Raw genomic sequence first — 24,185 nt, forward strand, 5'->3', positions numbered from 1 at the left:
TCGGCTTTTTTGTTATAATGAAAGCGTATTAAAAACATAGAAAAATGATGAGAGGTGGTCCTATGACCTATTATATTTCAGCCAAGCGTTTTTATTTTGAACATAAAATTAAGGAAGGTGGCTACCTAGCGGTTGAGGATAGCTGTTTTGGTGACTGGACGGAAAATGTACCAGAAGGTGCAGAGGTGCTAGATTACGGTGATTATCAGATTTCTCCGGGTCTTGTAGATACTCACATTCATGGATTTGCGGGTTATGATGTCATGGATAATTCTGAGGAAAGTCTTATAGGCATGAGTCAAGCCTTGCTTTCAGCAGGTGTGACCTCCTTCTTACCGACAGCTTTAACAGCGCCATTTGAAGAGTTGAAGGCTATTTGCCAAACAACAGCTAATACGGTTGGTAAGGAGACTGGTGCCAAAATTCAAGGGCTCTTCTTTGAAGGACCTTATTTCACTGAAACCTACAAGGGAGCTCAAAATCCTAAGTATATGGGCAATCCAAGTGTGGAACAATTGAAGGAATGGCAGGAGGCGGCTCAAGGAAAACTGATTAAATTGGCCCTTGCTCCTGAACGTGAGGGAGTGGCTGAATTTATCCAAGAAGCGACCAAGCAAGGCGTGACTATTGCTCTAGGTCATTCCAATGCCACATATGAAGAAGCCATGGCAGCAGTGGAAGCCGGGGCGTCCGTTTGGGTTCACGTCTACAACGGGATGCGTGGCTTTACCCACCGTGAGCCAGGTATGGTTGGGGCAGCCTTCGATAGTCCAGAAACTATTGGTGAGCTGATTGCAGATGGTCATCACGTGGTTCCTGCAGCTTGTAAGGTTCTTATCAAGCAAAAGACACCTCAAGGAGTTGCCCTAATTACAGACTGTATGTCAGCGGGAGGCTGTCCGGACGGCGACTATATGTTAGGCGAACTTCCTGTTATTGTTGAAAATGGTACCGCCCGCCTCAAAGAAGGTGGTAATCTAGCTGGATCTATCTTACAACTTAAAGACGGTGTCAAACATGTGGTTGATTGGGGACTTGTGACAGTTGCTCAAGCCTTACAAATGGCCACTAGTGTTCCAGCTAAATCGGTTGGGCTTGAAAATACTTGCGGAAGCCTAAAAGCAGGTTTACCAGCTGATTTTATTGTATTAGATGACTCCTTGGAATTACAAGCAACCTTTGTTGATGGACGAAAAGGTTGGGAAAAATAAGAGTATGAGTAGCACTTTCTTATGAAGGTGCTGTTTTTTATTGATTTTTACAAAGGTGTTAGAGTAGTGTAAAATAAAAATACTTTGTATTTTACAGGAGGTAATATGTCAAAACGTATTTGGAGCATTGCCCTGGCCTATGTCGGTGTAATGATTGGTGCAGGGGTATCTTCAGGACAGGACCTCTTACAGTATTTTGTTAGTTTTGGAGCCTGGGGACTGATAGGTGTCATAGTTCTAGGAATATTGCATGTTGGCTTTGGGCGACTCATGATTGCTCTGGGAAGTTATTATCGCTCAGACGATCATTCGGTAGTCCTGGCAGAAATCAGTCATCCTGTTATCTACCGTATTTTGGATATCGCTTTGATTATCACTTGTTTCCTGTTTGGCTTTGTGATGACAGCGGGGGCAGGGGCTAACCTAAACCAACAGTTCGGCTTTCCGATTTGGGTAGGTGCTTTCCTTTGTACAGCTCTGACTATCTTTGTGAGTTTCCTAGATTTCAAAAAAATCATCGGTGTTATTGGAGTTTTTACCCCTATGATTTTGGTTATGATTGCCATGATATTCGTGACCAATGTTTTAGGACGTCACTGGGATTTTGCTGAGATGGATAAGGTGTCGCAAACCATTCAATCTCCTTTTCCGAGTATTTGGCTGTCTGTGGTTAACTATTTTGCCGTTTGTGTTATGTCAGCCATAGCCATGGCCTTTGTGATGGGTGGCTCTATTCTTAAAATCAATGAAGCTGAAAAGAGTGGAGCCTGGGGAGGATTTATGGTTGGTGTGATTTTCTTCGTCACGACCTTGATTCTCTTTGCTAACAGTGATAAGATTGCTAGCTCGGATGTCCCTATGTTGGCTATTGCTAAGGAAGTGAACCCTATCTTTGCGACGCTCTACGCCTTGGTCATCTTTGGGTTGATTTTTAATACCGTCTTTAGTCTCTATTATGCTCTTGGGAAACGCTTCTCAGCAGGTAGTGATAAACGCTTCAAGTTCTTCGTGGCTACATTTGCCCTTGCTGGTTTCGCTATTTCCTTCATGGGCTTCCGTCAACTGGTAGCGGTTATGTATCCTATTATCGGTTATTTAGGAATGCTGATGTTGGTTGTGCTGGTTGTGGCTAGCTACCGCAAAAAAGCCAAAATTTGTAAGGAAAAGGAAATTCGAAATCATCTCTTGTCTATCGTTGAGAAAGCGTATGATCCCAATCAAGACTTAACCCATCAGGACAAGAAAAAGGCCAAAGAACTTCGAGAAGCCTCAATTATTGATAATGACATTCTCCATGAAGATTCCCATGCACATGTTCGTCAGGAAATGGGAATCAGTGAGAAGGATTAGAATTTTATTTTACAAGTTTCCCTATTTCTGCTATAATACTGACAAGAAAGAAGGGCTTATGGCGTTCTTCTAGCGAGCTTGGGATAGTGAAAGCCAAGTAGAGCAAAGTAAGCAAGTGGCGCTTTCTCTCAGCAAAGAGCTGAGTACAAACAGATAAAATGAAGTAATAAATTAGGGTGGAACCGCGTTTCTGACGCCCCTAGGTCGAACGACTTAGGAGCAGAGACACGGTTCTTTTTGCATCCTGAGTCACAAGAAACTTTATGAATAAGGAGTAAATAATGTCTAAAAAATTGACTTTCCACTGCGTCAGTGGTAGAGACCTCCTTATAGTCGGACTGCCCCACGCTCAGCACTAGGGTGCCTGAGCTAAACGCAGTACTAACTCGTCTTGCCTCGTAAAATCGACGAGGCAGACTCGTGTCGCAAGAAATCATTTAAATCAAGGAGTATTTAATGTCTAAGAAATTAACATTTCAAGAAATTATTTTGACTTTGCAACAATACTGGAATGACCAGGGTTGTATGCTCATGCAGGCTTATGATAATGAAAAAGGTGCGGGAACCATGAGTCCTTACACTTTCCTTCGTGCCATTGGTCCTGAGCCATGGAATGCGGCTTATGTAGAGCCATCTCGTCGTCCAGCGGATGGTCGTTACGGGGAAAACCCAAACCGTCTTTACCAACACCACCAATTCCAAGTTGTTATGAAACCATCACCATCAAACATCCAAGAACTCTACCTTGAGTCATTGGAAAAATTGGGTATCAATCCTTTGGAACACGATATTCGTTTCGTTGAAGATAACTGGGAAAATCCATCAACTGGTTCAGCTGGTCTTGGTTGGGAAGTTTGGCTCGACGGTATGGAAATCACTCAGTTCACCTACTTCCAACAAGTTGGTGGATTGGCAACTGGCCCGGTAACTTCTGAGGTCACTTACGGATTGGAACGTTTGGCTTCTTACATCCAAGAGGTAGACTCAGTTTATGACATCGAGTGGGCTCCAGGCGTTAAATACGGAGAAATCTTCCTTCAACCAGAATATGAACACTCAAAATACAGCTTTGAAGTTTCTGACCAAGATATGCTTCTTGAAAACTTCGAAAAATTTGAAAAAGAAGCAGGACGTGCTTTGGAATTGGGCCTTGTTCACCCTGCCTATGATTACGTTTTGAAATGTTCACACACCTTCAACTTGCTTGACGCTCGTGGTGCTGTTTCTGTTACAGAACGTGCCGGCTACATTGCCCGCATCCGTAACTTGGCCCGTGTCGTAGCCAAAACCTTCGTCGCAGAACGTAAGAAACTTGGTTACCCACTTCTCGACGAAGCCACACGCGCAAAACTCCTAGCAGAAGAGGAAGAATAAAAAAGAGTTACAAGAATGGAAAATGGGCAAACAAAGTGAGCCCACATGGCTACCCAGAGGCAAGTCGAAGACTTGCTAAAGGGATAGGCATCGCCGTACTGGTATATGGGGATTTTTGAAACGTTAGGTTCAAGAATCAGTTGGTTAAATCCACTTTGATGAGACTGTTGGAAATCGATGTGGAGAAGACAGAAGATTTCCCTACAGCCTCACAAAGTTAGTTAGCAACGTCCCCAGTACCTAAGATGCCTATCAAAAAGAAGAATTTTGTAAAGGAAAAAACATGACAAAAAACTTATTAGTAGAACTTGGACTTGAAGAGTTGCCAGCCTACGTTGTCACACCAAGTGAAAAACAACTCGGTGAGAAAATGGCAGCCTTCTTAGATGACAACCGTCTTTCATACGAAAGCATTCAAACCTTCTCAACACCACGTCGTTTGGCAGTCCGTGTGATTGGTTTAGCTGACCAACAATCGGATTTGACTGAAGATTTTAAAGGACCTTCTAAGAAAATCGCCTTGGATGCAGATGGAAACTTCTCAAAAGCAGCTCAAGGATTCGTCCGTGGGAAAGGTTTGACTGTTGATGATATCGAATTCCGTGAAGTCAAAGGTGAAGAGTACGTTTATGTCACTAAACACGAAGCTGGAAAACCAGCTAAAGAAGTTTTGGCTGGCGTTCCAGAAGTGCTTGCTTCATTGACCTTCCCTGTCAGCATGCACTGGGCTAACAATACATTTGAATACATTCGCCCAGTTCATACCTTGACAGTTCTTTTGGGTGACGAAGCGCTCGACCTTGATTTCTTGGATATCAAGTCAGGTCGTGTGAGTCGTGGACACCGTTTCCTTGGACATGAAGTGGAAATTACTAATGCGGATTCTTATGAAGAAGACCTTCGTACCGTTTACGTGATTGCGGATAGCAAAGAACGTGAAAACATGATTCGTGAGCAAATCAAAGCCATCGAAGCAGAACAAGGTGTTCAAGTTCAAATCGAAGAAGGACTTTTGAATGAAGTCTTGAACTTGGTCGAATACCCAACTGCCTTCATGGGAAGTTTTGATACTAAGTATTTGGATGTTCCAGAAGAAGTCTTGGTGACCTCAATGGAAACGCACCAACGTTACTTTGTTGTACGTGACCTTGATGGTAAACTTAAACCAAACTTCATCTCAGTCCGTAATGGTAACGCTGAGCACTTGGAAAATGTTATCCGAGGAAATGAAAAAGTATTGGTTGCACGTCTTGAAGATGGTGAATTCTTCTGGCGTGAAGACCAAAAACTTAAGATTGAAGACCTCGTTGCTAAATTGGCGAACGTAACCTTCCATGAAAAAATTGGTTCTCTTTCAGAACACATGGCGCGCGCTGGTGTCATTGCAGCGTCACTAGCTGAGCAAGCTGGTTTGACTGCAGAAGAAACGGCAGCAGTAGCTCGTGCAGCTGAAATCTACAAATTTGACCTCTTGACTGGTATGGTCGGAGAGTTCGATGAATTGCAAGGAATCATGGGTGAAAAATACGCCCTTCTCGCTGGTGAAGATGCTGCGGTAGCGACAGCTATCCGTGAGCACTACCTTCCTGATTCAGCAGATGGTGCCCTTCCAGAGACTAAGGTTGGTGCTATCCTTGCGCTTGCAGATAAATTGGATACCCTCCTTTCATTCTTCTCAGTTGGCTTGATTCCATCAGGTTCAAATGACCCTTATGCGCTTCGTCGTGCAACACAAGGGATTGTTCGTATCTTGGATGCCTTTGGTTGGCACATCCCTATGGATGAGTTGATTGACAGCCTCTACGGACTTTCATTTGATAGCCTTTCATATGACAATCAAGCAGAAGTCATCAACTTCATCAAAGCGCGTGTGGACAAGATGATGGGACGCACTTCAAAAGATATCAAAGAAGCCGTTCTTGCTGGTTCAAACTTTGTCGTGGCTGATATGCTTGAAGCAGCTGACGCCCTCTCAGAAGCTGCTAAGGCTGATGGTTACAAAGCAGCTGTTGAATCACTCTCTCGTGCCTTCAATTTGGCAGAAAAAGCAGATGCTTCAGTAGCAGTCGATGCCAGTCTCTTTGAAAATGATCAAGAAAAAGCTCTTGCTAAAGCGATTGAAGAGCTAGAATTGACTGGTTCAGCTAGCGACAAATTGGCTCAACTCTTTGCTCTTAGCCCAGTCATCGATGCCTTCTTTGACAACACCATGGTCATGGCAGAAGATGAAGCGGTTAAAAACAACCGTTTGGCCCTTCTTGCAGGTCTTGTAGCGAAAGCTAACGCTGTTGCAGCCTTCAACCAATTGAACACAAAATAAGTACCTGGTAACAGGTAGAAAGTAGGTTTTATTATGACACCTGAAAAAATCGCTCGTATCAATGAGCTTGCTAAAAAGAAAAAAACAGAAGGTTTGACTCCAGAAGAAGAAGTGGAGCAAGCAAAACTTCGTGAAGAATACATTGAGGGCTATCGTCGCTCAGTTCGTCACCATATCGAAGGAATTAAAGTGGTTGACGAAGAAGGTAACGATGTGACACCTGAAAAACTACGCCAAGTGCAACGTGAAAAAGGTTTGCATGGCCGTAGCCTTGATGATCCTGAATCATAATAACGATGAACAAGGGTTTGGAATTTTTCCAAGCCCTTGTTTTGAAGTATAAAATTCTGAATATTCTGTATAAAAATTGACCAATTATTTCAAAAATGGTAAAATATAAGTTATGTTAAAAAATGGCATGATTCAATGAGTCGTGCTCAATAGAATTGGAGTGAAAAAAATGTCGCAAAAGCAACATCATAAAGACGACAACCAGACTGAGAATGGGATGGTGCGTGGTCTTCAAAACCGTCACGTCCAGCTGATTGCCATCGCTGGTACAATCGGTACAGGTCTCTTCCTCGGGGCAGGGCGTTCTCTCTCCCTAACAGGACCTTCAATCATCTTAGTATATATACTAACTGGTATCTTCATGTATCTTATGATGCGAGCGATCGGTGAGATGCTCTATATGGATCCTGACCAGCACACCTTTATCAACTTTATTACCAAATACCTTGGTAAGGGCTGGGGATTCTTCTCGGGTTGGTCTTACTGGGTATCACTGATATTCCTCGGGATGGCAGAAATTACGGCAGTATCAACCTATGTGCAATATTGGTTCCCAAGTTGGCCTGCCTGGCAGATTCAGATTGTCTTCTTGATTATCCTGAGCTCGGTTAACCTGATTGCGGTTAAGATTTTCGGGGAAGTTGAGTTTTGGTTTGGGATGATTAAGATTATCACCATTCTTGCTCTTATCGCAACAGGTATCTTCATGGTAGCAACCAACTTTGAAACGCCTGCTGGACATGCTAGCCTTGCCAATATTACACACGGCTTTCAGATGTTCCCTAAAGGTTGGGTAAGCTTTGTTATGACCTTCCAAATGGTCTTCTTTGCTTACCAAGCCATCGAATTTGTAGGGATTACAACTTCTGAGACAGCGAATCCACGTAAGGTCTTACCAAAGGCAATCAAGGAGATTCCGATTCGTATTGTCATCTTCTATGTGGGTGCCCTCATTGCCCTCATGGCTATCTTCCCATGGCAAAAACTTCCAGTTAATGAATCACCGTTCGTAACGGTCTTCCAAATGGCTGGTATCAAGTGGGCAGCAGCCTTCATTAACTTTGTTGTCTTGACAGCAGCGGCTTCATCATTGAACTCAACACTTTACTCTACAGGTCGTCACCTCTTCCAAATTGCTAAGGAAACACCAAATAGTAAAGTCATGAAAGCTTTGAAGCTAGATACTTTGTCACGTAATGGTATTCCTTCACGTGCTATCATTGTTTCAGCCATTGTAGTATGTGTTTCAGCCTTCATCAATGTCTTGCCTGGTGTATCTGATGCCTTCGCTTTGATTACCGCATCATCATCAGGGGTCTACATTGCCATCTATATCTTGACCATGCTTGCTCATCTCAAGTACCGTAAATCTCAAGAGTTCATGGCAGATGGTTTCCTTATGCCAGCCTACAAGATTCTCAATCCATTGACTATCCTTTTCTTTATCTTCGTCTTTGTTTGTCTCTTCTTGCAAAAGTCAACAGTTGTCGGAGCTATTGGGGCAGCCATCTGGATTGTGGTATTTAGTATCTATAGTAACTGGAAACATAGTAAATAAATCAATCTAGCTCACCTTTATGGTGAGTTTTTTGTTGCAAAAAAGGACACAAGGTGTCCCAGTTATTAGTTATGCAATACTTTCTTGATTTCCGTGGTGAAAGAAGCCACCTAAGAGGCCTTTGCTACGATGAAAAATAGCAGGCTTATGATCGTTGTGTGAACGACCATTAACATCAAGTTTAGCCCATTCAAGAGCCTGGTAGGCATTTCGGTCTGAAACTGTAGATGTCCCAATATAGCTATAAATACCTGCCTGAGCAAGAATAAACCCTTGTAGTTGACGAATATGCTCATCATTGAGTGCTTCAGAAAAATGGATTTTAACTGTCTTATAAGTCAAGGCTTGGACAGACTCAACGATAGGTGATTCTGCTAGGAGGTGCAAAAGTTCTTGATGCTTAGTAAAGTACTTATCATAGTCCATTGGAAGAATAATAGTATGGGCAATCCAATCTTCCAAGTTGGCTTTGGCTTTCTTACTGAGACCTTTTGCTGTGATACTGAGATTATCTATATTGAAAGGAAGCTGGTCGATGTGAGCAGTGTTCGAACCATATGCCTTTCTGAAAAGCGGTGTACTTGATAGAATATGTCCAGTAGGGGAAATAATAGCCAAGGCAGTTTCCTTGGTTTGGTAACCAAGCTTGTGGCATTCCATGCTAGCGTATGTATCTTTAAATTCAATAATTGCTCTTGTTTTCATCGTGTAACTCTCTTTCTGTTAGTTTATAAACTAACAATAGTTTATCATGACTTATGCTCTTGGTCAAGAATTTACCTCGAAAAACAAAAAACAATTATGTAAGGGCTTGCAAAAATGTTTGGACTCTGATAAGATAGAACCATAGCAAAAGGATTGTTACTGGTCAGCAGGCAAAACCTAGATAAATACGAAAAACTAATGGGAGTAGTGTATGCTTATCCCAATTGGTTCTTGGTATTTATTTAGGTTTTTTTCGTTGAAAAAGCCTCAAAGAAAACTAGAATCCTAGACAAGAAAGGAGCCCTTATGGCTAAATATACTGAATTAGCTGAGGACATTCTCAAACACGTTGGTGGCAAGGAAAATGTCAATAGCTTGAAACACTGTGTGACACGTTTGCGTTTTGATTTGAAAGATGAATCTAAAGCAGATGATGACTACCTTAAGAACCGTGACGGAGTTGTTACGGTGGTTAAGGCAGGTGGACAATATCAGGTGGTTATTGGTAACCATGTGCCTGACGTCTATGCGGAAGTCCTCCAAGTTGGTGGTCTTCCAGCAGGTGGAAGTCTTGATCTCGATGAAGGGGATGCACCTAAGGGAAATCTCTTTGACCGCTTTGTATCTATGGTCTCTAGTATTTTCCAACCCTTCCTTGGTCCATTGGCTGCGGCCGGGATTATCAAAGGGGTAGTCGCTATCATGGCGGCATGTGGCCTGTCAGCTGCGACAAGTCCTATGTATGTTATCTTGAATGCGGCGGGAGATGGTTTCTTCCAGTTCTTGCCAATCTTGATTGCCTTGACATCTGCTCGTCGTTTCAAGGTTAATGAGTTTACAGCTATTGCGATTGCAGGAGCACTTGTCTACCCAGATATTGCTACAGCGGTAGCAGCGCTTCAAAAGGCTGGCCATGGTCATGTTCTAGGAGCCATTCCATTTACGCTTCCAGCAGGGGGCTACCTCTCAACTGTAATGCCTTCTATCTTGGCCATCTGGGTAGCTTCTCACATTCAAAAATTCTTTACTAAGATTATCCCAGATGTCATTAAAGTCTTTGCGGTACCTTTCTTTACATTACTCATTACTGTCCCATTGACATTCTTGGTGGTAGGACCAGTTGCTAATACTTTCTCTGATGGATTGACAAGCCTTTTCCAAGCAATCATGAACTTTAGTCCGATTGTCTTTGGTCTTATACTCGGTATCTCGTGGCAAGTCTTGGTTATGTTCGGAATGCACTGGGCGCTTGTTCCCCTTGCTATCCTAGATGTGGCAACAAACGGAAGTTCTATTATTCTTTCGGCAGCTATTCTTCCATGTTTCACGCAAACAGGTGTGTTGGGAGCTATCATGCTTAAAACGAAAGAAGAAAAAGTCCGTACCATCTCTATGCCAGCCTTCATTTCATCTATTTTTGGGGTTACAGAACCTGCTATCTATGGGGTAACCCTTCCAATGAAAACGCCATTCTACATTTCATGTGGTGTTTCAGGACTTATGGGGGCTGCCATGATGGCCCTAGATATTAAGACGTATTCAATAGGTGGTCTGGGTGTCTTTGTCTTCCCAAGCCTTATTGGGCCTGACGGTAACCTTTCTAAAGTTATCTTTGCCATTATTATTGCCATTGTGGGTGGTGTTCTTGCCTTCCTCATCCAACTTTTTGTCCGAGTACCAAATCTATACGGTGGTGGGGCAGCTAAGGTTGAGGAAAAAGCTGAAGAAGCTGCACCCGCTCCTAAGGAAATTCAACAAGAAATTATTGCAAGCCCACTTATCGGGAATGTTGTCCCACTTGACCAAGTTCCTGACCAAGTCTTTGCCTCAGGAGCTATGGGTAAAGGTATCGCTATTGACCCTACTGATGGGGTAGTTGTCGCACCAGCTAAGGCAACTGTTAATTTAGTCTTCCCTACTGGTCATGCGATTGGTTTGACAACTGAAAATGGTGCAGAGCTTCTCATTCATATTGGTATGGACACTGTTTCTCTTGCTGGTAAAGGTTTCAAGACCTATGTGGAAGCAGGTGAAGTCGTAGAAGCAGGACAGAAACTTATAGAATTTGACCTAGCAACTATCCGAGATGCTAAATTACCAGTTATCACGCCAGTCATTGTGACCAATACAGCTGACTTTAATGATGTCTTAACGACTAAAGAAGCTCGTGTTAACACTGGCGACTATCTCCTCACTGCTGTTAAATAAAAAAGAAATCCGAGAATCAACTTCTCGGATTTTTGTTTATTTGAATTTGTAGTCTTTCACAACTTCAACGGAATTAACCGTTACATTTTCTTTTGGTTTGCTGTTGTCATCGACTTCAAGGTTTGCAATGGTATCAACGACATCCATGCCTTTGATGACTTGTCCAAAGACAGTATATTTGGTATCACCAGCTGGGTAACCACCTTTTTTGTAGGCGTCAATGATAGGTTTTGGATAGCCAGCATTTCCTAGTTGCTTGCTTTGATCGTCCTTGTTTTGAACAATGTAGAATTGGCTGCCATTTGAATTCTTAGCACCAGTATTGGCCATAGCAAGTGCGCCACGGATGTTGTAGAGGAATGGTGTAGGCTCAACAGCGAAACCTTTCTTCCAGATAGATTCTCCGCCAGTACCGTCACCCTTAGGGTCACCACTTTGAATCATGAAGTCCTTGATGACACGGTGGAAGGTAAGACCATCATAGTATTTGTCCTTGGCATGTTTCAAGAAGTTTTCAGAAGCCTTTGGAGCAAGTGTAGGGAAGAGTTTGACTGTGATATCACCCTTTGAAGTGTGGAGGATAACTTCAGCTTCGTCCTTACCGACCTTGTCAGACAACTGTGGAAAGGCATCTTTTCCAGATTTTTGGGCTTTTTCTAATTGTTTAGTGAATATCTTATTATCAACATAAGCATCTCCACGAACGACGCGTGCGATGTTCTCACGAAAGGCAAAACCTAGGCCTGCGATAACAAGTACAATAATTAATGGAATGTACTTTTTAATGTTTTTCATATATAACTCCTTTGGTGCATTATACCTACTATTGTAGCAGAAAAAAACCTTTTGGGAAACGGTTAACAGAGGTCTTTAAATATGGTAGAATGGAACTATCAACAAGAAAATGAACATGGGACTAGATATAGGGAAAGGTTGCCTCAGGCTAAAAAGTGAGGGCTGACTTTTGGAAGGACGCATGCTACTTGCTCTTATCAGAGATAGGTGTCTAAATTCTAACTATAGAAAACTTCGCTAAGCTGAAGGGGCCTCTTGTTTGGATTTCTTGAAAAAAGGAGATTTTTATGTCAACTAAAGCAGAATGGGCTGAACTCTTTGAGTCGGTACACGGGCGTAAGCCTAGCCCCCAAGAATTTTTGGATGCTAAAGCAGCTGACTTTGATACAAGTGCTTTGGCTGCTCAAGCAGCATCTGTAGAAGCACCAGCTAATGAACCTGTCGCTGAAGAAGTAGCTCCAGAACCAGTTGCTACTGAAGAAGTCACAGAACAAGATGACATCGCAGATGTAGCTGAAACAGCTGAGGATGCCGTCGCAGAACAAGCAAGCAGTGAATCACCATTTGGTGCAGAAGCTTTCTCAGAAGCACCTGTGCAACAACCAACACCACAATTTGATTCAAGCATGTTTGAAAAGGCACCTATCTCATCAGCTCAAGGATTTGGAACAGTTCCTAATCCAGCAGCAGCTGGCTCAGCAGATAAACCTCTTTTCAATCTTATCTTGCCAATCGTTGCGATTGCACTTTCAGTAATCTTTGCAGTCTTGGCATGGTTTGTAGGTCCTGCTTGGCTCTTCATCATCTTGACAGTCCTCGCAGTTGCGGTGGCAGTTGTTTCACTTGTCTTTAGCCTTAAATCAAGCAAGAAATTGCTTTCAATCATTGCAACAGGTGTTGCTGGTCTCATGCTCTTTGTGTCTATTGGTGGTTTGATTTTCCAAATCTCTCAAAACGCTAGTGATAACACAAGCTCAAGCAAGACATCAAAAGTTGCTGATAAAGACGATGATGCTGACAAGAAAAATGATGACAGCGATTCAAAATCTGACTCTAAATCTGATTCAAAAGGTGATAGCACTGACGTCAACGATTACATTGACAAAAATGCTAAATTTGACTGGAATGAATCTAAGTTCCAGAAATTGAAAGTCGGTAAAGATACCGTTAAGTCTATCATCAAGACTTATGGTAAGGCTTCTGATGCACAAATCTCTGGCGATGAGATGAAGTTGAACTACTCTGGTAAAGACTATGGTGAAAGTGTTTACCTAACCTTTACGAAACAATATGATGGTACATTTATCTTGTCATATGCTTCAGGTAGATTCCCTCAAGATAAGGTAGAAGTTGATAAGTCTTATAAAGCTGACTGGACAAAAGAACAGTTTGATGCTCTCAATAAGGGGGATTACACTGATCCATCAAACGGTACAAAACTTGAAGATGTCGTTAAGGATCACCCTAAAGCTTCAAGTGCAGAATACACGATTTCAACATCTCGTCAAGGTGAATTCAAAAAAGAAATGACTATTTCTTATAGTGATTATAAGGCTGAAGATGGCAAACTCAAGAGTGTTTACTTGTCATTTGATACCAAAGAAGGTGAAGATACATTCTACCTTACTTATAAATCAGGTCCAGATGAGGATTAATTAAGGGACAGGAGGGGAAACCTTCCTTTTTTTTCTTGATAAAAGGAGAAAGCTATTGAAATTCTTAAATTATACATTCGAGCAAAGTCAGTCTCTTGTCACTAAGGAGACCGTAGAAAAGCTCAATCAAAAAGGAAGCTGGAAACGATTTATTGGCTTGTTAATCACTTCAATTGTTATTTATTTCTTCTCCATTGCTATGCCCATGTTTATAAAAGGATTGACAGTTGATCAAAATCCAACATTTTCTTGGATTCAGTGGCCAGTCATTCTCTTGTATGTAGTCATGTATCTGATCTATCTTTTCTTTTCAATAAAGTACAGAAGAAGCCCGATGAAACTAAAATTCTGCACCTACTTTTATATGGTCGTCTTACTCGCTATCTTTACAGTATGTGCTGGTATAATGATGATGACACGACGAAATATTGTCAGTATACTATCGGGGGCTATGTTTCTTCTGTCCATTTATTATTTGATTCGAACGGTTCCCCGTAAACTGAGAGAAGCCGTTCAAAATCAGACAGAGTTTAGCCCTATGGTAGCTCTTGTAACCGAAAAAATTTCAGATGGCTTGGTCTTTTTAGGAGGAACGGGGATTACAGCTGGACTGGTACTGTTTGACCGCTCTACCGGGAGCGACATCAGAGGGAGTATTGATGCAGTTTTGATGCCCCTAATGCCTGCTATTTTTGTCTTTGCGACTTATGTCTTTTCCATTGATTTGCTACGAGGCTATTACCTCTTCAAATACTCCGAGCGATATAGAGAGCAGTTTGGCTACTCAGCTAAGGACTGGTATGGCGAGAAGTCGAAGGAGTATAGGAGGATGCAGGGGTAAGGTGCATAGAGAAGACCAACAGGTTTTGAAGTTAATTATAAGATTGATGGAAACGTAATAAAGATGATTAAAGTTAATGAAAGTGTAACTACAAAAGTAGAAGCTTCAAAAATATGAAGGTCGTAGTCCAACGTTTTGGTCTCGAAGACAAACAAAAGTTTATGAAAATATAGACTTTAAAATAGTACAGCTTAATTATTATAAAATTTCACTGTCTTTAGATTCTAATGTACTGCCATTTCGTACTTTTAAGAGGTAATATTCTCCTCGTTGCGTAATGACTTGGAGCGTTGCATCCTAGTTTCTAAGGACGTTGCGCATATTTTACTATTCGTTGCGTGCTTTTAGTCATGGGTCTTGATAAATTTAAAGTAACAAATCTGAGGAGGTATTCTTAATGTTACAATTTATTAAGAAAAACAAAACTAATTTTATATGGGTGCTTGCTTTTGGATTAATGGGGTTGATACTGAAACCTTTAGTTAATTTATTGGTCAGTTTATCAAACAAATATCCGTGGGTTACGAGAATGTTATTGTTTCTATTACTCGTTGCTACTTACTTTATTTATAAACTTCCTCTCTATATAATATTAATAGCAATTTTGTTGATAGAGCCTTTTATCGAAGAATAGAAATAAGCTAGGGGTATTAAAATGGACATTGCTACGTTGATTAAAGAATATAGAACTAAAACAGGTATGACTCAGCAAGAACTTGCAGATAAAGTATTTGTTACTCGTCAGACGATTTCTAAATGGGAATTAGGAAAAAGTGAACCTGATAATGTTTCACTGGAACTATTATTTAAAGAGATGAATATTGAAAAAGAATCTCAAAAAGGCATTAAAGCTAATTTAATTAGCAGAAAAAATATTTTACTTACAATCATTGCCGTTTTATTCTCTCCATCGATACTTATCATTAGACTATTGGTACTTAAAATAGGCAAGATAGAAAATAAAAGATTAGTCATTTTGATCAATACCTTTCTCTTTATAATAATTGGCATTTATCTGAAGAGTTTAAAGGATAATGTATACTTTGGTTTCTTGGGAATCATTGCAATTGCTTATAGCCTTTATAGTTTTTATAAGCTTAGTTTGGAGATTAAAAAAGACTAGATACATAGCTATACATTTAAATATAAAAAACTAGTCTTACTAATACTAGACTGTATATATGTGCAAGATTTCTAAAGGATGAAGTTATGTCAGTAATCTACTCAAAAGTAAAAATGTCAAATAATATTTTTGAAGCTTGTAAATTGGTAAGAAACTTTATGACTATACCAATTAGTGAGATAAAAAATAGGATTCAAAAGGGAGAAGTTTTATTAGAATGTAATTATCTAGATTTAGAGGAATTGATAAAAATGAGGACCCTCCTAGAAAGTCTTGAAACATTAGGTGCTCAAATATATTTATATGAAGGAGATTACGAGGTAAGTATGGAATTCCTTAGTAATACAATCGAGTCATATAAGGGTATTGCTGAAGATAGAGAAAAGATAGATGAATTGATGTTTTCTGATGAGTAATAAATAAACCATAATGTGAACTGCCCCCAAAAAGTGTGATAGAGAAAATCTAACTTTTGGGTGCAGTTTCTTTTCTTCTTCCATCCATTTTCATGAGATGGCTTGTCACTTAAGCACCTAAGGTAGTCTCAAAAAATTCTCTCTTATATCCGATTTTATTTTCATAAGACGAGATTAAAGTATGATAAAATAAAGAAAAAGAGATAAAGGAGTCAGCTATGGCAACTAGAGAAGAATGGGTGCGTCACTTTGAGGACGTCAATGGACGTAAACCAAGTCCTGAGGAGTTTATGGAAGCTAAGAAAGAGGGTTTTGTCATTGCTTCGGAGGAACCAAGTGCCCAAGTGTCTGAGCAGGTTGAGGCTAAGCAGGTGGATAGTTCTGAAGCTACTGAAGAGGTGACAGCTGACTCAGTAGCAGATACGCAACCAGAAGAGGCTCAGGTGGCATTAGAGGAGGAAGCTCCTAAGCCAATGCCTGAGTTGAATATGGAGAAAGAGCAAGAAAAAGAAACTCCAAAGGCAAGTCAGATACCTTTGGAAAACCCTTATTACAAACCAAAAGTAACCAAGAATAATGCTTTTGTTAATATTGCTTTGCCGATTATTATCCTAGTTTTGGGGATTCTATTCGTCATTTTGTCTTGGACGCTTCCTTTCGGTTTTGTCTTTACTTTCCTTGCTTTCTTCCTTATCATTCTAGCTATTGTGACTTTGGTTTTGAGTCTGAAGTCGACACGCAAGGCACTTTCTATTATTGCCCTAGTCATGTCAATCATCTTCTTCATGACTTCGCTTGCTGGAGCAGGCTATCAAGCAGTGAAATTTGTCATGAACCATGCTGAGCAGTTCCAAAGTGATGGTCACGATAGAGCTTATCTGTACATCGATGAGAATTATAAGTTTGACTGGACTGAGGATCAGTTTAAGGAGTTGAAGGTTGGTACTTTGACATTGGACGAGGTCTTGGATACTCACGGTAAGGCGACTGATGCCGAGTATAGTGATGCTTACGAGGAAGATAAACCAGATTTACTAGACCTCACCTATAGAAAAGAAAACACAGATGGAAACAACTATGTTCGTTTGACTTTTGAGAAAAAAGACGATGTTTATGTTTTGAAATCTGCCTCAGCAACCTTCGACTATGATAAGGTCAAAGAAGTTGATGACTATCATAGCAACTGGACAAAAGATGACTATGAAAAGTTGTCTGTAGGTACACAAGCTGATTTGCTCAAGGGGACACGACTTTCTGAGGTGGTTGAAAAACACCCAGAGGCTAGCTTCACTTATCATGAAATGACACAAACTGAACAAGGCGATCTCACTCAGTCAGTCAGTCTTAGCTACCGTGATTATAATCCAGAAAGTGGAAAGGTAGATGCTGTTCGTTTGACCTTCGACTATGACAAACGTGAAAACGAGTACTTCTTGACAGACAAATCAGACGAATAAGACTACATTTTAATTAATTCAAGCTCAGGGTTGCCTGGGCTTTTTAGTATCAACAAAAGAGGATAAAATCTGGTATAATAGAAATGATTGATTTTTCAAGAAAGAAGTGTCACACATGAACATACAACAACTACGTTATGTCGTAGCCATTGCCAATAGCGGAACCTTCCGCGAGGCAGCCAGCAAGCTCTTTGTGAGTCAGCCTAGCCTTTCGGTGGCTATCAAGGATTTGGAGCAGGAGCTGAATTTCCAAATTTTCACCCGTACAACGACGGGGGCTGTCTTGACCAGTCAGGGCATGACTTTTTACGAGCGTGCGCTTGAGGTGGTACGCAGTTTTGATAGTTTTGAAAATCGCTATCTCAATGCTTCTGAAAAGGGCAACCAGTTTTCAATTGCCAGTCAGCACTATGACTTTTTGCCACCTTTGATCACGACTTTTTCAGAGCGTTACCCTGATTACAAGGATTTTCGTATCTTTGAGTCTACGACCATTCAGATTTTGGATGAGGTAGCCAAGGGGCACAGTGAGATTGGGATTATCTATTTGAACCGTCAAAATAGTAAGGGAATCCATCAAAATATGGACAAGCTTGGGCTTGAGGCTATTGATTTGATTCCGTTTAAAACGCACATTTATCTCCGTAAGGGGCATCCTCTGGCTAAAAAAGAAAGTCTTGTTATGGAGGATTTGGCGGCCTTGCCTACAGTACGTTTCACTCAGGAGAAGGACGAGTACCTTTACTATTCTGAAAACTTCGTGGATACATCAGATTCGTCTCTGATGTTTAACGTGACAGACCGTGCGACTTTGAACGGTATCTTGGAACGTACGGATGCTTATGCGACGGGATCTGGTTTCTTGGATGCACAAAGTGTGAACGGGATTACGGTTATTCCGCTTGAGGATAATTTGGATAACAAGATGGTTTATGTCCGTCGTAAGGGGATTAACTTGTCATCTTGTGCTCTTAAGTTTGTCAATGTTATGTTTGACTACTTTGATACATACAAACCATAGGAGGACTTATGCGTAAGGTTGCGATTCCTTTGGCTATCTTGGCTCTGATTGGTTTGGATCAGTGGGTTAAGCATTGGGTTGTGGCAAATATTGCCCTTAACCAAGTTATCAAGGCTATTCCTGGACTTTTCAGCTTGACCTATCTACAGAACCGTGGTGCTGCCTTTTCGATTTTACAGGATCAGAAATATTTCTTTGTGATTTTGACGGTTCTAGTGATTGGTGCGGCTCTGGTTTATCTGGTTAAAAATTACCAGAAGAGTCTTTGGTTGGTGCTATCTTTGGTTTTGATTATCTCAGGTGGTATTGGTAACTTTATTGACCGTGTGCACTTGGGTTACGTGGTTGATATGGTTCAGCTTGATTTTATTGATTTTGCAATATTTAATGTGGCAGACTCCTATCTAACGGTGGGGGTACTGCTCTTGATTTTAATCTTATGGAAAGAGGAAAATGGAAGTCATCATTAAAGAGGCGGGAAACCGTCTGGACAAGGCTTTGGCAGATTTGACAGAATTGTCACGTAGTCAGGCCAATGAAGCGATTAAGGCTGGAACGGTCTTGGTTAATGGTAAGTCGGCAAAGGCCAAGTATGCGGTTAAAGAGGGTGATGTCATCACCTATGAATTGCCAGAAGAAGAGGTCTTGGAATACAAGGCTGAAGATATTCCTTTGGATATTATCTACGAAGATGCGGATGTGGCAGTAGTCAACAAACCTCAAGGCATGGTTGTCCATCCATCAGCTGGTCACACGTCTGGTACCTTGGTCAATGCTCTGATGTACCATGTCAAGGACCTCTCGTCTATCAATGGTGTGGTTCGTCCAGGAATTGTTCACCGTATTGACAAGGACACGTCTGGTCTCCTTATGATTGCTAAGAATGATAAGGCTCACAATGCTTTGGCGGCTGAGCTTAAGGATAAGAAGTCCCTTCGTAAGTATGTGGCTATCGTGCATGGCAATCTACCTAATGATCGAGGCGTGATTGAGGCTCCGATTGGGCGTTCGGACAAGGATCGCAAGAAGCAGGCAGTTACAGCTAAAGGAAAACCTGCAGTTACACGATTTACCGTTCTTGAACGTTTTGGCAACTATACTTTGGTAGAGTTGCAGCTGGAGACAGGTCGCACGCACCAGATTCGTGTGCACATGGCTTATATCGGTCACCCGGTGGCGGGAGATCCTCTTTATGGTCCACGTAAGACCCTCAAGGGCCATGGACAATTTCTACATGCTAAGACTCTCGGTTTCACACATCCTACGACTGGAGAATTGGTCGAATTTACAGCGGAAGAACCTGCTATTTTCAAGGAAACCTTGGAGAAGTTGAGAGAAGCGTAACAGTTATTAAACGGATAGTCTTTCTTGGGAGGGGCGTCCGTTTTTTCCTTGTAAAAGAGTCTGAAATTTGCTATAATTTACCTAATTAAATAAGTCCTTTAATCACTGTCCAGAGAGGCAGGCAAGGAGCCATGAGAAGTGTACGGGTGAACTGTACTCATATTTTTGTGTATCTCCTTGTTTTCGAGGGGATTTTTTTGTATTTAGAAAGGTTCTTTTTATGAAGAAAAAAGAGATCGTCGATGACGTAACCATGAAACGTGCCATTACACGTATCACTTATGAGATTATTGAGCGTAACAAAAATCTCGACAAGATTGTCTTGGCTGGTATTAAGACACGTGGTGTTTATATTGCACAGCGTATCCAGGAGCGCTTGAAACAGTTGGAAAACCTTGATGTGCCATTGATTGAGCTTGACACTAAAGCTTTCCGTGATGATGTTAAGGCTGAACAAGACACATCTGTTTTCCCTATTGAAATTGATGGTACAGATGTTATCCTTGTGGATGATGTGCTTTACACAGGTCGTACGATTCGTGCAGCTATTGATAATATCGTTAGCCATGGACGTCCAGCGCGTGTTGGTTTGGCTGTCTTGGTTGACCGTGGTCACCGTGAATTGCCAATCCGTGCGGACTATGTTGGTAAAAATATCCCAACTAGTGAGTCAGAAGAAATCGAAGTTTTGGTCGCAGAAGTTGATGGCAAAGATAGCGTCAACATTATTGATCCAAGCTAAGTTGACTGACGGATAGGGTAATATGCCCTTTGTATCTTGTTAATTGAACACGCCCTAAGCCTTGTGCAAAAAAGATAAATATTCTTAGGAGCTGGCGCTCCGTCATCATATTTCCTATTTTTGCTTTAGGCTTTATACGGGCTTTGTATCTTGTTTTAAGGAGTCCTTTGATATCGTGAATAACGTAAAATATGATGTGAATGATATGCCAAAACCTGGTTTATTGGTTGGTTTGTCATTCCAGCACTTGTTTGCCATGTTTGGTGCGACGGTGCTTGTGCCGATTTTGGTTGGGATTGATCCCGCTATTGCTCTTTTCTCATCTGGTTTGGGAACTTTGGCTCACTTGACGGTGACCAAGTACAAAATTCCAGCTTACATGGGGTCTAGTTTTGCCTATATTGCGGCTATGCAGACACTTATGAAGACTGATGGCATTGCGGCAGTGGCTCAAGGTGCCATGGCAGGTGGTTTGGTTTACTTGCTTGTGGCTCTGATTGTTAAGTATGCGGGTAAAGACTGGATTGATAAGGTCCTTCCACCAATCGTGGTTGGTCCCATTATCATGGTGATTGGTTTGAACCTTGCAGCCAATGCAGTCAATGATGCGACAACTTTAAATAAAAGCTATAGTATCTATGCTCTATTGATTTCGATGGTGACCCTCTTTGCGGTTATCCTCTTTAACATGTATGGCAAGAAGATTGTCGGTGTCATCCCAATTTTGCTTGGTTTAGTTGTGGGCTATATTTTCTCAGCGGTTCTTGGTTTGCTGACAGGACATAGTTTTATCAATTTCTCAGAGGTAGCTGCGGCACATTGGATTCAAGTTCCCAACTTTGACATTCCATTTGTGGATTATAGTTTTAAGCTTTATCCAAGTGCGATTTTGACCATGGCTCCGATTGCCTTTGTGACGATGACTGAACACTTTGGTCACGTCATGGTTCTAAACAGTTTGACTGAGCGTGATTACTTCAAAGATCCAGGACTTGACCACACCCTTACTGGTGATGGTTTGGCACAGATTATCGCTGGTTTCTTTGGAGCTCCTCCGGTAACTTCTTATGGTGAAAATATTGGGGTTATGGCCCTCAGTAAGGTCTACTCAGTTTACGTTATTGCGGGCGCAGCAGTGATTGCGGTCTTGATGAGCTTTATTGGTAAGCTATCAGCACTCTTGCATTCTATTCCAACTCCTGTATTGGGTGGATTATCTATTGCCCTCTTTGGGGTTATCGCTGCTAGCGGTTTGAAAATTTTAGTTGAACATAAGATTGATTTTGATAATAAAAAGAATCTCTTGATTGCTAGTGTTATCTTGGTATCTGGTATCGGTGGTTTGATGATTGACCTTGGTGGTCTTCAAATTACGGGTGTGGCAAGTTCAACCATTCTTGGTATCTTGCTTTACCAAATCTTGCCAGATCCTAAAAAAGGTAGCAAAGAATAGTCAATCAATTTAAAAGGAAAAACTATGGCGATTGCAGATGGAAAAGTGTCACTGAAACATTTGGTGACAATGGAAACCCTCACGAATGAAGAGGTCTTGGGCCTGATTCGTCGAGGTGGAGATTTTAAAAATGGCAGAGCTGATTTCCAGCTGGATCGACAGTATTTCGCTGCCAATCTCTTTTTTGAAAATTCAACACGAACGCACAAGTCCTTCGAAGTGGCGGAGAAAAAACTTGGCCTGGATGTGATTGAGTTCGATGCTGGAACTAGCTCGGTGAACAAGGGTGAGACCCTCTATGATACGATCTTAACCATGTCTGCTTTGGGCGTTGACATCTGTGTGGTCCGCCACTCGGAAGTCGATTACTACAAGCAGTTGATTGATAGTAGGACCATCCAGACCTCTATTGTCAATGGTGGTGATGGTTCAGGGCAACACCCAAGTCAGTGTTTGCTTGACTTGATGACCATTTACGAAGAGTTCGGAACCTTTGAAAATCTTAAGATTTGTATTGCAGGTGACATTACGCATTCGCGTGTCGCTAAGTCAAATATGCAGATTCTCAAGCGTTTGGGTGCTCAGCTTTATTTTGCTGGTCCGGCAGAGTGGTACTCGAATGAGTTTGATGTTTATGGTCAGCATGTGGCCATTGACGACGTCATTGAGGACTTGGATGTTCTCATGTTGCTTCGTGTTCAGCACGAGCGTCATGGGGATGACAAAGGATTTTCAAAAGAAGACTACCATGCTCTCTATGGTTTGACTGAAGAACGTTATGCCAAGTTAGCTGATCAGGCGATTATCATGCACCCTGCTCCGGTTAATCGTGATGTGGAGATTGCTGATAGTCTGGTTGAGGCGCCTAAGGCTCGTATCGTTGCTCAGATGCAAAACGGGGTCTTTGTCCGTATGGCAATTATTGAAGCTATTTTAAATGGCAAAGCGTAAACAACGTTAATCGATTCCTGAGAGAATCAGACGAAAAAGAACATGGGCTAAATCTTTGAAAAGAGACAAATCTTCCTAGAGGCTGGAGCTTCTCTGTCAGATTTGATTTTCATTCAGATTTTAACGCCCTTTGTATCTTAGTGAAAGGAACAATTTACTATAATGGCAAAACGTTTACTTATTTTGGAAGACGGCACTATTTTTGAAGGTCAGGCCTTCGGTGCTGATGTGGATGTGACGGGTGAAATCGTCTTTAATACTGGTATGACAGGTTATCAAGAATCTATCACAGACCAGTCTTATAATGGTCAAATTTTGACTTTTACTTATCCACTTGTTGGTAACTACGGTGTTAACCGTGACGACTATGAGTCAATTAAGCCAACGACTAAGGGTGTCGTTGTGTCAGAGGCTAGCCGTCGTGCCAGCAACTGGCGTAACCAAATGACCTTGGATGAGTTTTTGAAGGCGAAAAACATCCCTGGTATCTCTGGTATTGATACACGTGCCTTGACTAAAATTATCCGTCAACACGGTACCATGAAAGCCACTTTGGCCAGCCCTGGTGACAGTATTGAGCACTTGCAAGATCAATTGCGTGCGACTGTTTTGCCAACCAACAATATTGAGCAGGTATCAACTAAGACAGCTTACCCAGCACCGGGTGTTGGTAAAAATATCGTTTTGGTTGACTTTGGTCTCAAGCACTCTATCTTGCGTGAGTTTTCAAAACGTGATTGTAACGTGACTGTTGTGCCACATGATATCACTGCTGAAGAAATTCTCCACCTCAATCCAGATGGTGTGATGTTGTCAAATGGTCCAGGTAACCCTGAAGATGTACCGTACGCACTTGATATGATTCGTGGCATCCAAGGTAAAATTCCAATCTTTGGTATTTGTATGGGTCACCAGTTGTTTAGTTTGGCTAATGGTGCCAAGGCCTACAAGATGAAGTTTGGTCACCGTGGATTTAACCACGCGGTTCGTGAAATTGCGACTGGTCGTGTTGATTTTACAAGCCAAAACCATGGTTATGCCATTGACCGTGAGTCACTTCCAGATTGCCTCATGGTAACACACGAAGAAATTAACGATAAGTCAGTTGAAGGTGTTCGTCACCGTGACTTCCCTGCATTCTCAGTGCAATTCCACCCAGATGCAGCACCTGGTCCACACGATGCTAGCTATCTCTTTGATGAGTTCTTGGAATTGATTGATGCTTTCCAAGCTGAAAAAGCACGTCGTTAATTGCAACTGTCTAGTGACTATAGTGGGGTGTGACTCTTGTTCGCCCCAGTCTACTACCTTATTTAATGACAACCAGAGAGTTGTCAAATAGAAAGGAGAAGATACAGGTTCACGGAAGT

The 24,185-nt window shown here is 41.6% G+C and carries 22 protein-coding genes; 20 read left to right on the forward strand and 2 right to left on the reverse strand.

Features of this window, described 5'->3' with window-relative positions:
• Positions 1-62: 62 nt before the first annotated feature.
• The 6 genes from nagA (at position 63) to HMPREF1517_RS04610 (ending at position 8,104) form a co-directional block, all read left to right on the forward strand.
• On the forward strand, positions 63-1,211 hold the full coding sequence (gene nagA / locus HMPREF1517_RS04585; RefSeq protein WP_037599705.1) for an N-acetylglucosamine-6-phosphate deacetylase: 1,149 nt from the start codon (positions 63-65) through the stop codon (positions 1,209-1,211).
• Positions 1,212-1,316: 105 nt separating this feature from the next.
• The gene (locus HMPREF1517_RS04590) at positions 1,317-2,561 is read left to right on the forward strand and encodes a YkvI family membrane protein (protein WP_037599647.1); all 1,245 of its coding nucleotides are present in this window, start codon (positions 1,317-1,319) and stop codon (positions 2,559-2,561) included.
• Positions 2,562-3,017: 456 nt separating this feature from the next.
• Positions 3,018-3,935 (forward strand): glycine--tRNA ligase subunit alpha, encoded by a 918-nt coding sequence (gene glyQ / locus HMPREF1517_RS04595; RefSeq protein WP_002886077.1) that lies wholly within the window; start codon positions 3,018-3,020, stop codon positions 3,933-3,935.
• Positions 3,936-4,218: 283 nt separating this feature from the next.
• Positions 4,219-6,255 carry a glycine--tRNA ligase subunit beta gene (glyS, locus tag HMPREF1517_RS04600; protein WP_014634025.1) on the forward strand — a complete coding sequence of 679 codons (2,037 nt, stop codon included), beginning with the start codon at positions 4,219-4,221 and terminating at the stop codon, positions 6,253-6,255.
• A gap of 33 nt (positions 6,256-6,288) precedes the next feature.
• Positions 6,289-6,546, forward strand: a complete 258-nt coding sequence (locus HMPREF1517_RS04605; RefSeq protein WP_002886085.1) for a DUF896 family protein — start codon at positions 6,289-6,291, stop codon at positions 6,544-6,546.
• 169 nt (positions 6,547-6,715) lie between these two features.
• Positions 6,716-8,104 (forward strand): amino acid permease, encoded by a 1,389-nt coding sequence (locus HMPREF1517_RS04610; RefSeq protein WP_037599650.1) that lies wholly within the window; start codon positions 6,716-6,718, stop codon positions 8,102-8,104.
• Between the two features lie 69 nt (positions 8,105-8,173).
• On the opposite strand, the gene HMPREF1517_RS04615 is transcribed toward HMPREF1517_RS04610, so the two are convergent.
• Positions 8,174-8,809 (reverse strand): hypothetical protein, encoded by a 636-nt coding sequence (locus tag HMPREF1517_RS04615; protein WP_013990993.1) that lies wholly within the window; start codon positions 8,807-8,809, stop codon positions 8,174-8,176.
• A gap of 306 nt (positions 8,810-9,115) precedes the next feature.
• On the opposite strand from HMPREF1517_RS04615, the gene HMPREF1517_RS04620 reads away from it, so the two are divergent.
• Complete coding sequence (locus HMPREF1517_RS04620) at positions 9,116-11,017, forward strand: beta-glucoside-specific PTS transporter subunit IIABC (RefSeq protein ID WP_037599652.1); 1,902 nt, start codon at positions 9,116-9,118, stop codon at positions 11,015-11,017.
• 36 nt (positions 11,018-11,053) lie between these two features.
• Here the strand turns inward: HMPREF1517_RS04620 and HMPREF1517_RS04625 are convergent, their stop codons facing one another.
• Positions 11,054-11,812 (reverse strand): peptidylprolyl isomerase, encoded by a 759-nt coding sequence (locus HMPREF1517_RS04625; RefSeq protein WP_037599655.1) that lies wholly within the window; start codon positions 11,810-11,812, stop codon positions 11,054-11,056.
• Between the two features lie 287 nt (positions 11,813-12,099).
• Between HMPREF1517_RS04625 and HMPREF1517_RS04630 the strand changes: the two genes are divergently transcribed.
• The 13 genes from HMPREF1517_RS04630 (at position 12,100) to HMPREF1517_RS04690 (ending at position 24,066) form a co-directional block, all read left to right on the forward strand.
• Positions 12,100-13,467, forward strand: coding sequence for a hypothetical protein (locus tag HMPREF1517_RS04630; RefSeq protein WP_037599657.1), 1,368 nt, complete (start codon positions 12,100-12,102; stop codon positions 13,465-13,467).
• A gap of 334 nt (positions 13,468-13,801) precedes the next feature.
• Positions 13,802-14,308 carry a hypothetical protein gene (locus HMPREF1517_RS10655; RefSeq protein WP_232219561.1) on the forward strand — a complete coding sequence of 169 codons (507 nt, stop codon included), beginning with the start codon at positions 13,802-13,804 and terminating at the stop codon, positions 14,306-14,308.
• A gap of 397 nt (positions 14,309-14,705) precedes the next feature.
• A complete protein-coding gene (locus HMPREF1517_RS04640) occupies positions 14,706-14,942 on the forward strand; it encodes a hypothetical protein (protein ID WP_037599660.1) in 237 nt (78 codons plus the stop codon).
• Between the two features lie 21 nt (positions 14,943-14,963).
• Positions 14,964-15,431 (forward strand): helix-turn-helix transcriptional regulator, encoded by a 468-nt coding sequence (locus HMPREF1517_RS04645; RefSeq protein WP_037599662.1) that lies wholly within the window; start codon positions 14,964-14,966, stop codon positions 15,429-15,431.
• Positions 15,432-15,517: 86 nt separating this feature from the next.
• Complete coding sequence (locus HMPREF1517_RS04650; RefSeq protein WP_048790465.1) at positions 15,518-15,847, forward strand: hypothetical protein; 330 nt, start codon at positions 15,518-15,520, stop codon at positions 15,845-15,847.
• Positions 15,848-16,065: 218 nt separating this feature from the next.
• Positions 16,066-17,304 (forward strand): CD20-like domain-containing protein, encoded by a 1,239-nt coding sequence (locus HMPREF1517_RS04655; protein ID WP_037599664.1) that lies wholly within the window; start codon positions 16,066-16,068, stop codon positions 17,302-17,304.
• A gap of 115 nt (positions 17,305-17,419) precedes the next feature.
• On the forward strand, positions 17,420-18,325 hold the full coding sequence (locus HMPREF1517_RS04660) for a LysR family transcriptional regulator (protein ID WP_002886225.1): 906 nt from the start codon (positions 17,420-17,422) through the stop codon (positions 18,323-18,325).
• 8 nt (positions 18,326-18,333) lie between these two features.
• Positions 18,334-18,795, forward strand: a complete 462-nt coding sequence (gene lspA, locus HMPREF1517_RS04665; RefSeq protein WP_014634033.1) for a signal peptidase II — start codon at positions 18,334-18,336, stop codon at positions 18,793-18,795.
• Entirely contained in the window at positions 18,779-19,669 is an 891-nt protein-coding gene (locus HMPREF1517_RS04670; protein WP_002886027.1) for an RluA family pseudouridine synthase, read from the forward strand. The genes lspA and HMPREF1517_RS04670 overlap by 17 nt, the downstream gene beginning before the upstream one ends.
• Positions 19,670-19,889: 220 nt before the next feature.
• On the forward strand, positions 19,890-20,411 hold the full coding sequence (gene pyrR / locus HMPREF1517_RS04675; protein ID WP_002886175.1) for a bifunctional pyr operon transcriptional regulator/uracil phosphoribosyltransferase PyrR: 522 nt from the start codon (positions 19,890-19,892) through the stop codon (positions 20,409-20,411).
• Between the two features lie 175 nt (positions 20,412-20,586).
• Complete coding sequence (locus HMPREF1517_RS04680; protein ID WP_037599667.1) at positions 20,587-21,864, forward strand: uracil-xanthine permease family protein; 1,278 nt, start codon at positions 20,587-20,589, stop codon at positions 21,862-21,864.
• Positions 21,865-21,888: 24 nt separating this feature from the next.
• Entirely contained in the window at positions 21,889-22,815 is a 927-nt protein-coding gene (locus HMPREF1517_RS04685) for an aspartate carbamoyltransferase catalytic subunit (protein ID WP_002890256.1), read from the forward strand.
• Between the two features lie 162 nt (positions 22,816-22,977).
• A complete protein-coding gene (locus HMPREF1517_RS04690) occupies positions 22,978-24,066 on the forward strand; it encodes a carbamoyl phosphate synthase small subunit (protein WP_002885900.1) in 1,089 nt (362 codons plus the stop codon).
• Positions 24,067-24,185: the final 119 nt, after the last annotated feature.

Origin of the sequence: Streptococcus sp. ACS2, assembly GCF_000525585.1 — a bacterium.
Taxonomy (GTDB): domain Bacteria; phylum Bacillota; class Bacilli; order Lactobacillales; family Streptococcaceae; genus Streptococcus.

Bases quoted from the DNA above. Each gene is read 5' to 3' on its own strand.
- HMPREF1517_RS04625 (WP_037599655.1), bottom strand. From the start codon at position 11,812: ATGAAAAACATTAAAAAGTACATTCCATTAATTATTGTACTTGTTATC.
- HMPREF1517_RS04685 (WP_002890256.1), top strand. From the start codon at position 21,889: ATGGCGATTGCAGATGGAAAAGTGTCACTGAAACATTTGGTGACAATG.
- HMPREF1517_RS04670 (WP_002886027.1), top strand. From the start codon at position 18,779: ATGGAAGTCATCATTAAAGAGGCGGGAAACCGTCTGGACAAGGCTTTG.
- HMPREF1517_RS04610 (WP_037599650.1), top strand. From the start codon at position 6,716: ATGTCGCAAAAGCAACATCATAAAGACGACAACCAGACTGAGAATGGG.
- HMPREF1517_RS04650 (WP_048790465.1), top strand. From the start codon at position 15,518: ATGTCAGTAATCTACTCAAAAGTAAAAATGTCAAATAATATTTTTGAA.
- HMPREF1517_RS04660 (WP_002886225.1), top strand. From the start codon at position 17,420: ATGAACATACAACAACTACGTTATGTCGTAGCCATTGCCAATAGCGGA.
- HMPREF1517_RS04630 (WP_037599657.1), top strand. From the start codon at position 12,100: ATGTCAACTAAAGCAGAATGGGCTGAACTCTTTGAGTCGGTACACGGG.
- glyQ (WP_002886077.1), top strand. From the start codon at position 3,018: ATGTCTAAGAAATTAACATTTCAAGAAATTATTTTGACTTTGCAACAA.
- HMPREF1517_RS04655 (WP_037599664.1), top strand. From the start codon at position 16,066: ATGGCAACTAGAGAAGAATGGGTGCGTCACTTTGAGGACGTCAATGGA.
- HMPREF1517_RS04605 (WP_002886085.1), top strand. From the start codon at position 6,289: ATGACACCTGAAAAAATCGCTCGTATCAATGAGCTTGCTAAAAAGAAA.
- glyS (WP_014634025.1), top strand. From the start codon at position 4,219: ATGACAAAAAACTTATTAGTAGAACTTGGACTTGAAGAGTTGCCAGCC.
- HMPREF1517_RS04645 (WP_037599662.1), top strand. From the start codon at position 14,964: ATGGACATTGCTACGTTGATTAAAGAATATAGAACTAAAACAGGTATG.
- lspA (WP_014634033.1), top strand. From the start codon at position 18,334: ATGCGTAAGGTTGCGATTCCTTTGGCTATCTTGGCTCTGATTGGTTTG.
- HMPREF1517_RS04620 (WP_037599652.1), top strand. From the start codon at position 9,116: ATGGCTAAATATACTGAATTAGCTGAGGACATTCTCAAACACGTTGGT.
- HMPREF1517_RS04690 (WP_002885900.1), top strand. From the start codon at position 22,978: ATGGCAAAACGTTTACTTATTTTGGAAGACGGCACTATTTTTGAAGGT.
- pyrR (WP_002886175.1), top strand. From the start codon at position 19,890: ATGAAGAAAAAAGAGATCGTCGATGACGTAACCATGAAACGTGCCATT.
- HMPREF1517_RS04640 (WP_037599660.1), top strand. From the start codon at position 14,706: ATGTTACAATTTATTAAGAAAAACAAAACTAATTTTATATGGGTGCTT.
- HMPREF1517_RS04615 (WP_013990993.1), bottom strand. From the start codon at position 8,809: ATGAAAACAAGAGCAATTATTGAATTTAAAGATACATACGCTAGCATG.
- HMPREF1517_RS04590 (WP_037599647.1), top strand. From the start codon at position 1,317: ATGTCAAAACGTATTTGGAGCATTGCCCTGGCCTATGTCGGTGTAATG.
- HMPREF1517_RS10655 (WP_232219561.1), top strand. From the start codon at position 13,802: ATGAAACTAAAATTCTGCACCTACTTTTATATGGTCGTCTTACTCGCT.
- nagA (WP_037599705.1), top strand. From the start codon at position 63: ATGACCTATTATATTTCAGCCAAGCGTTTTTATTTTGAACATAAAATT.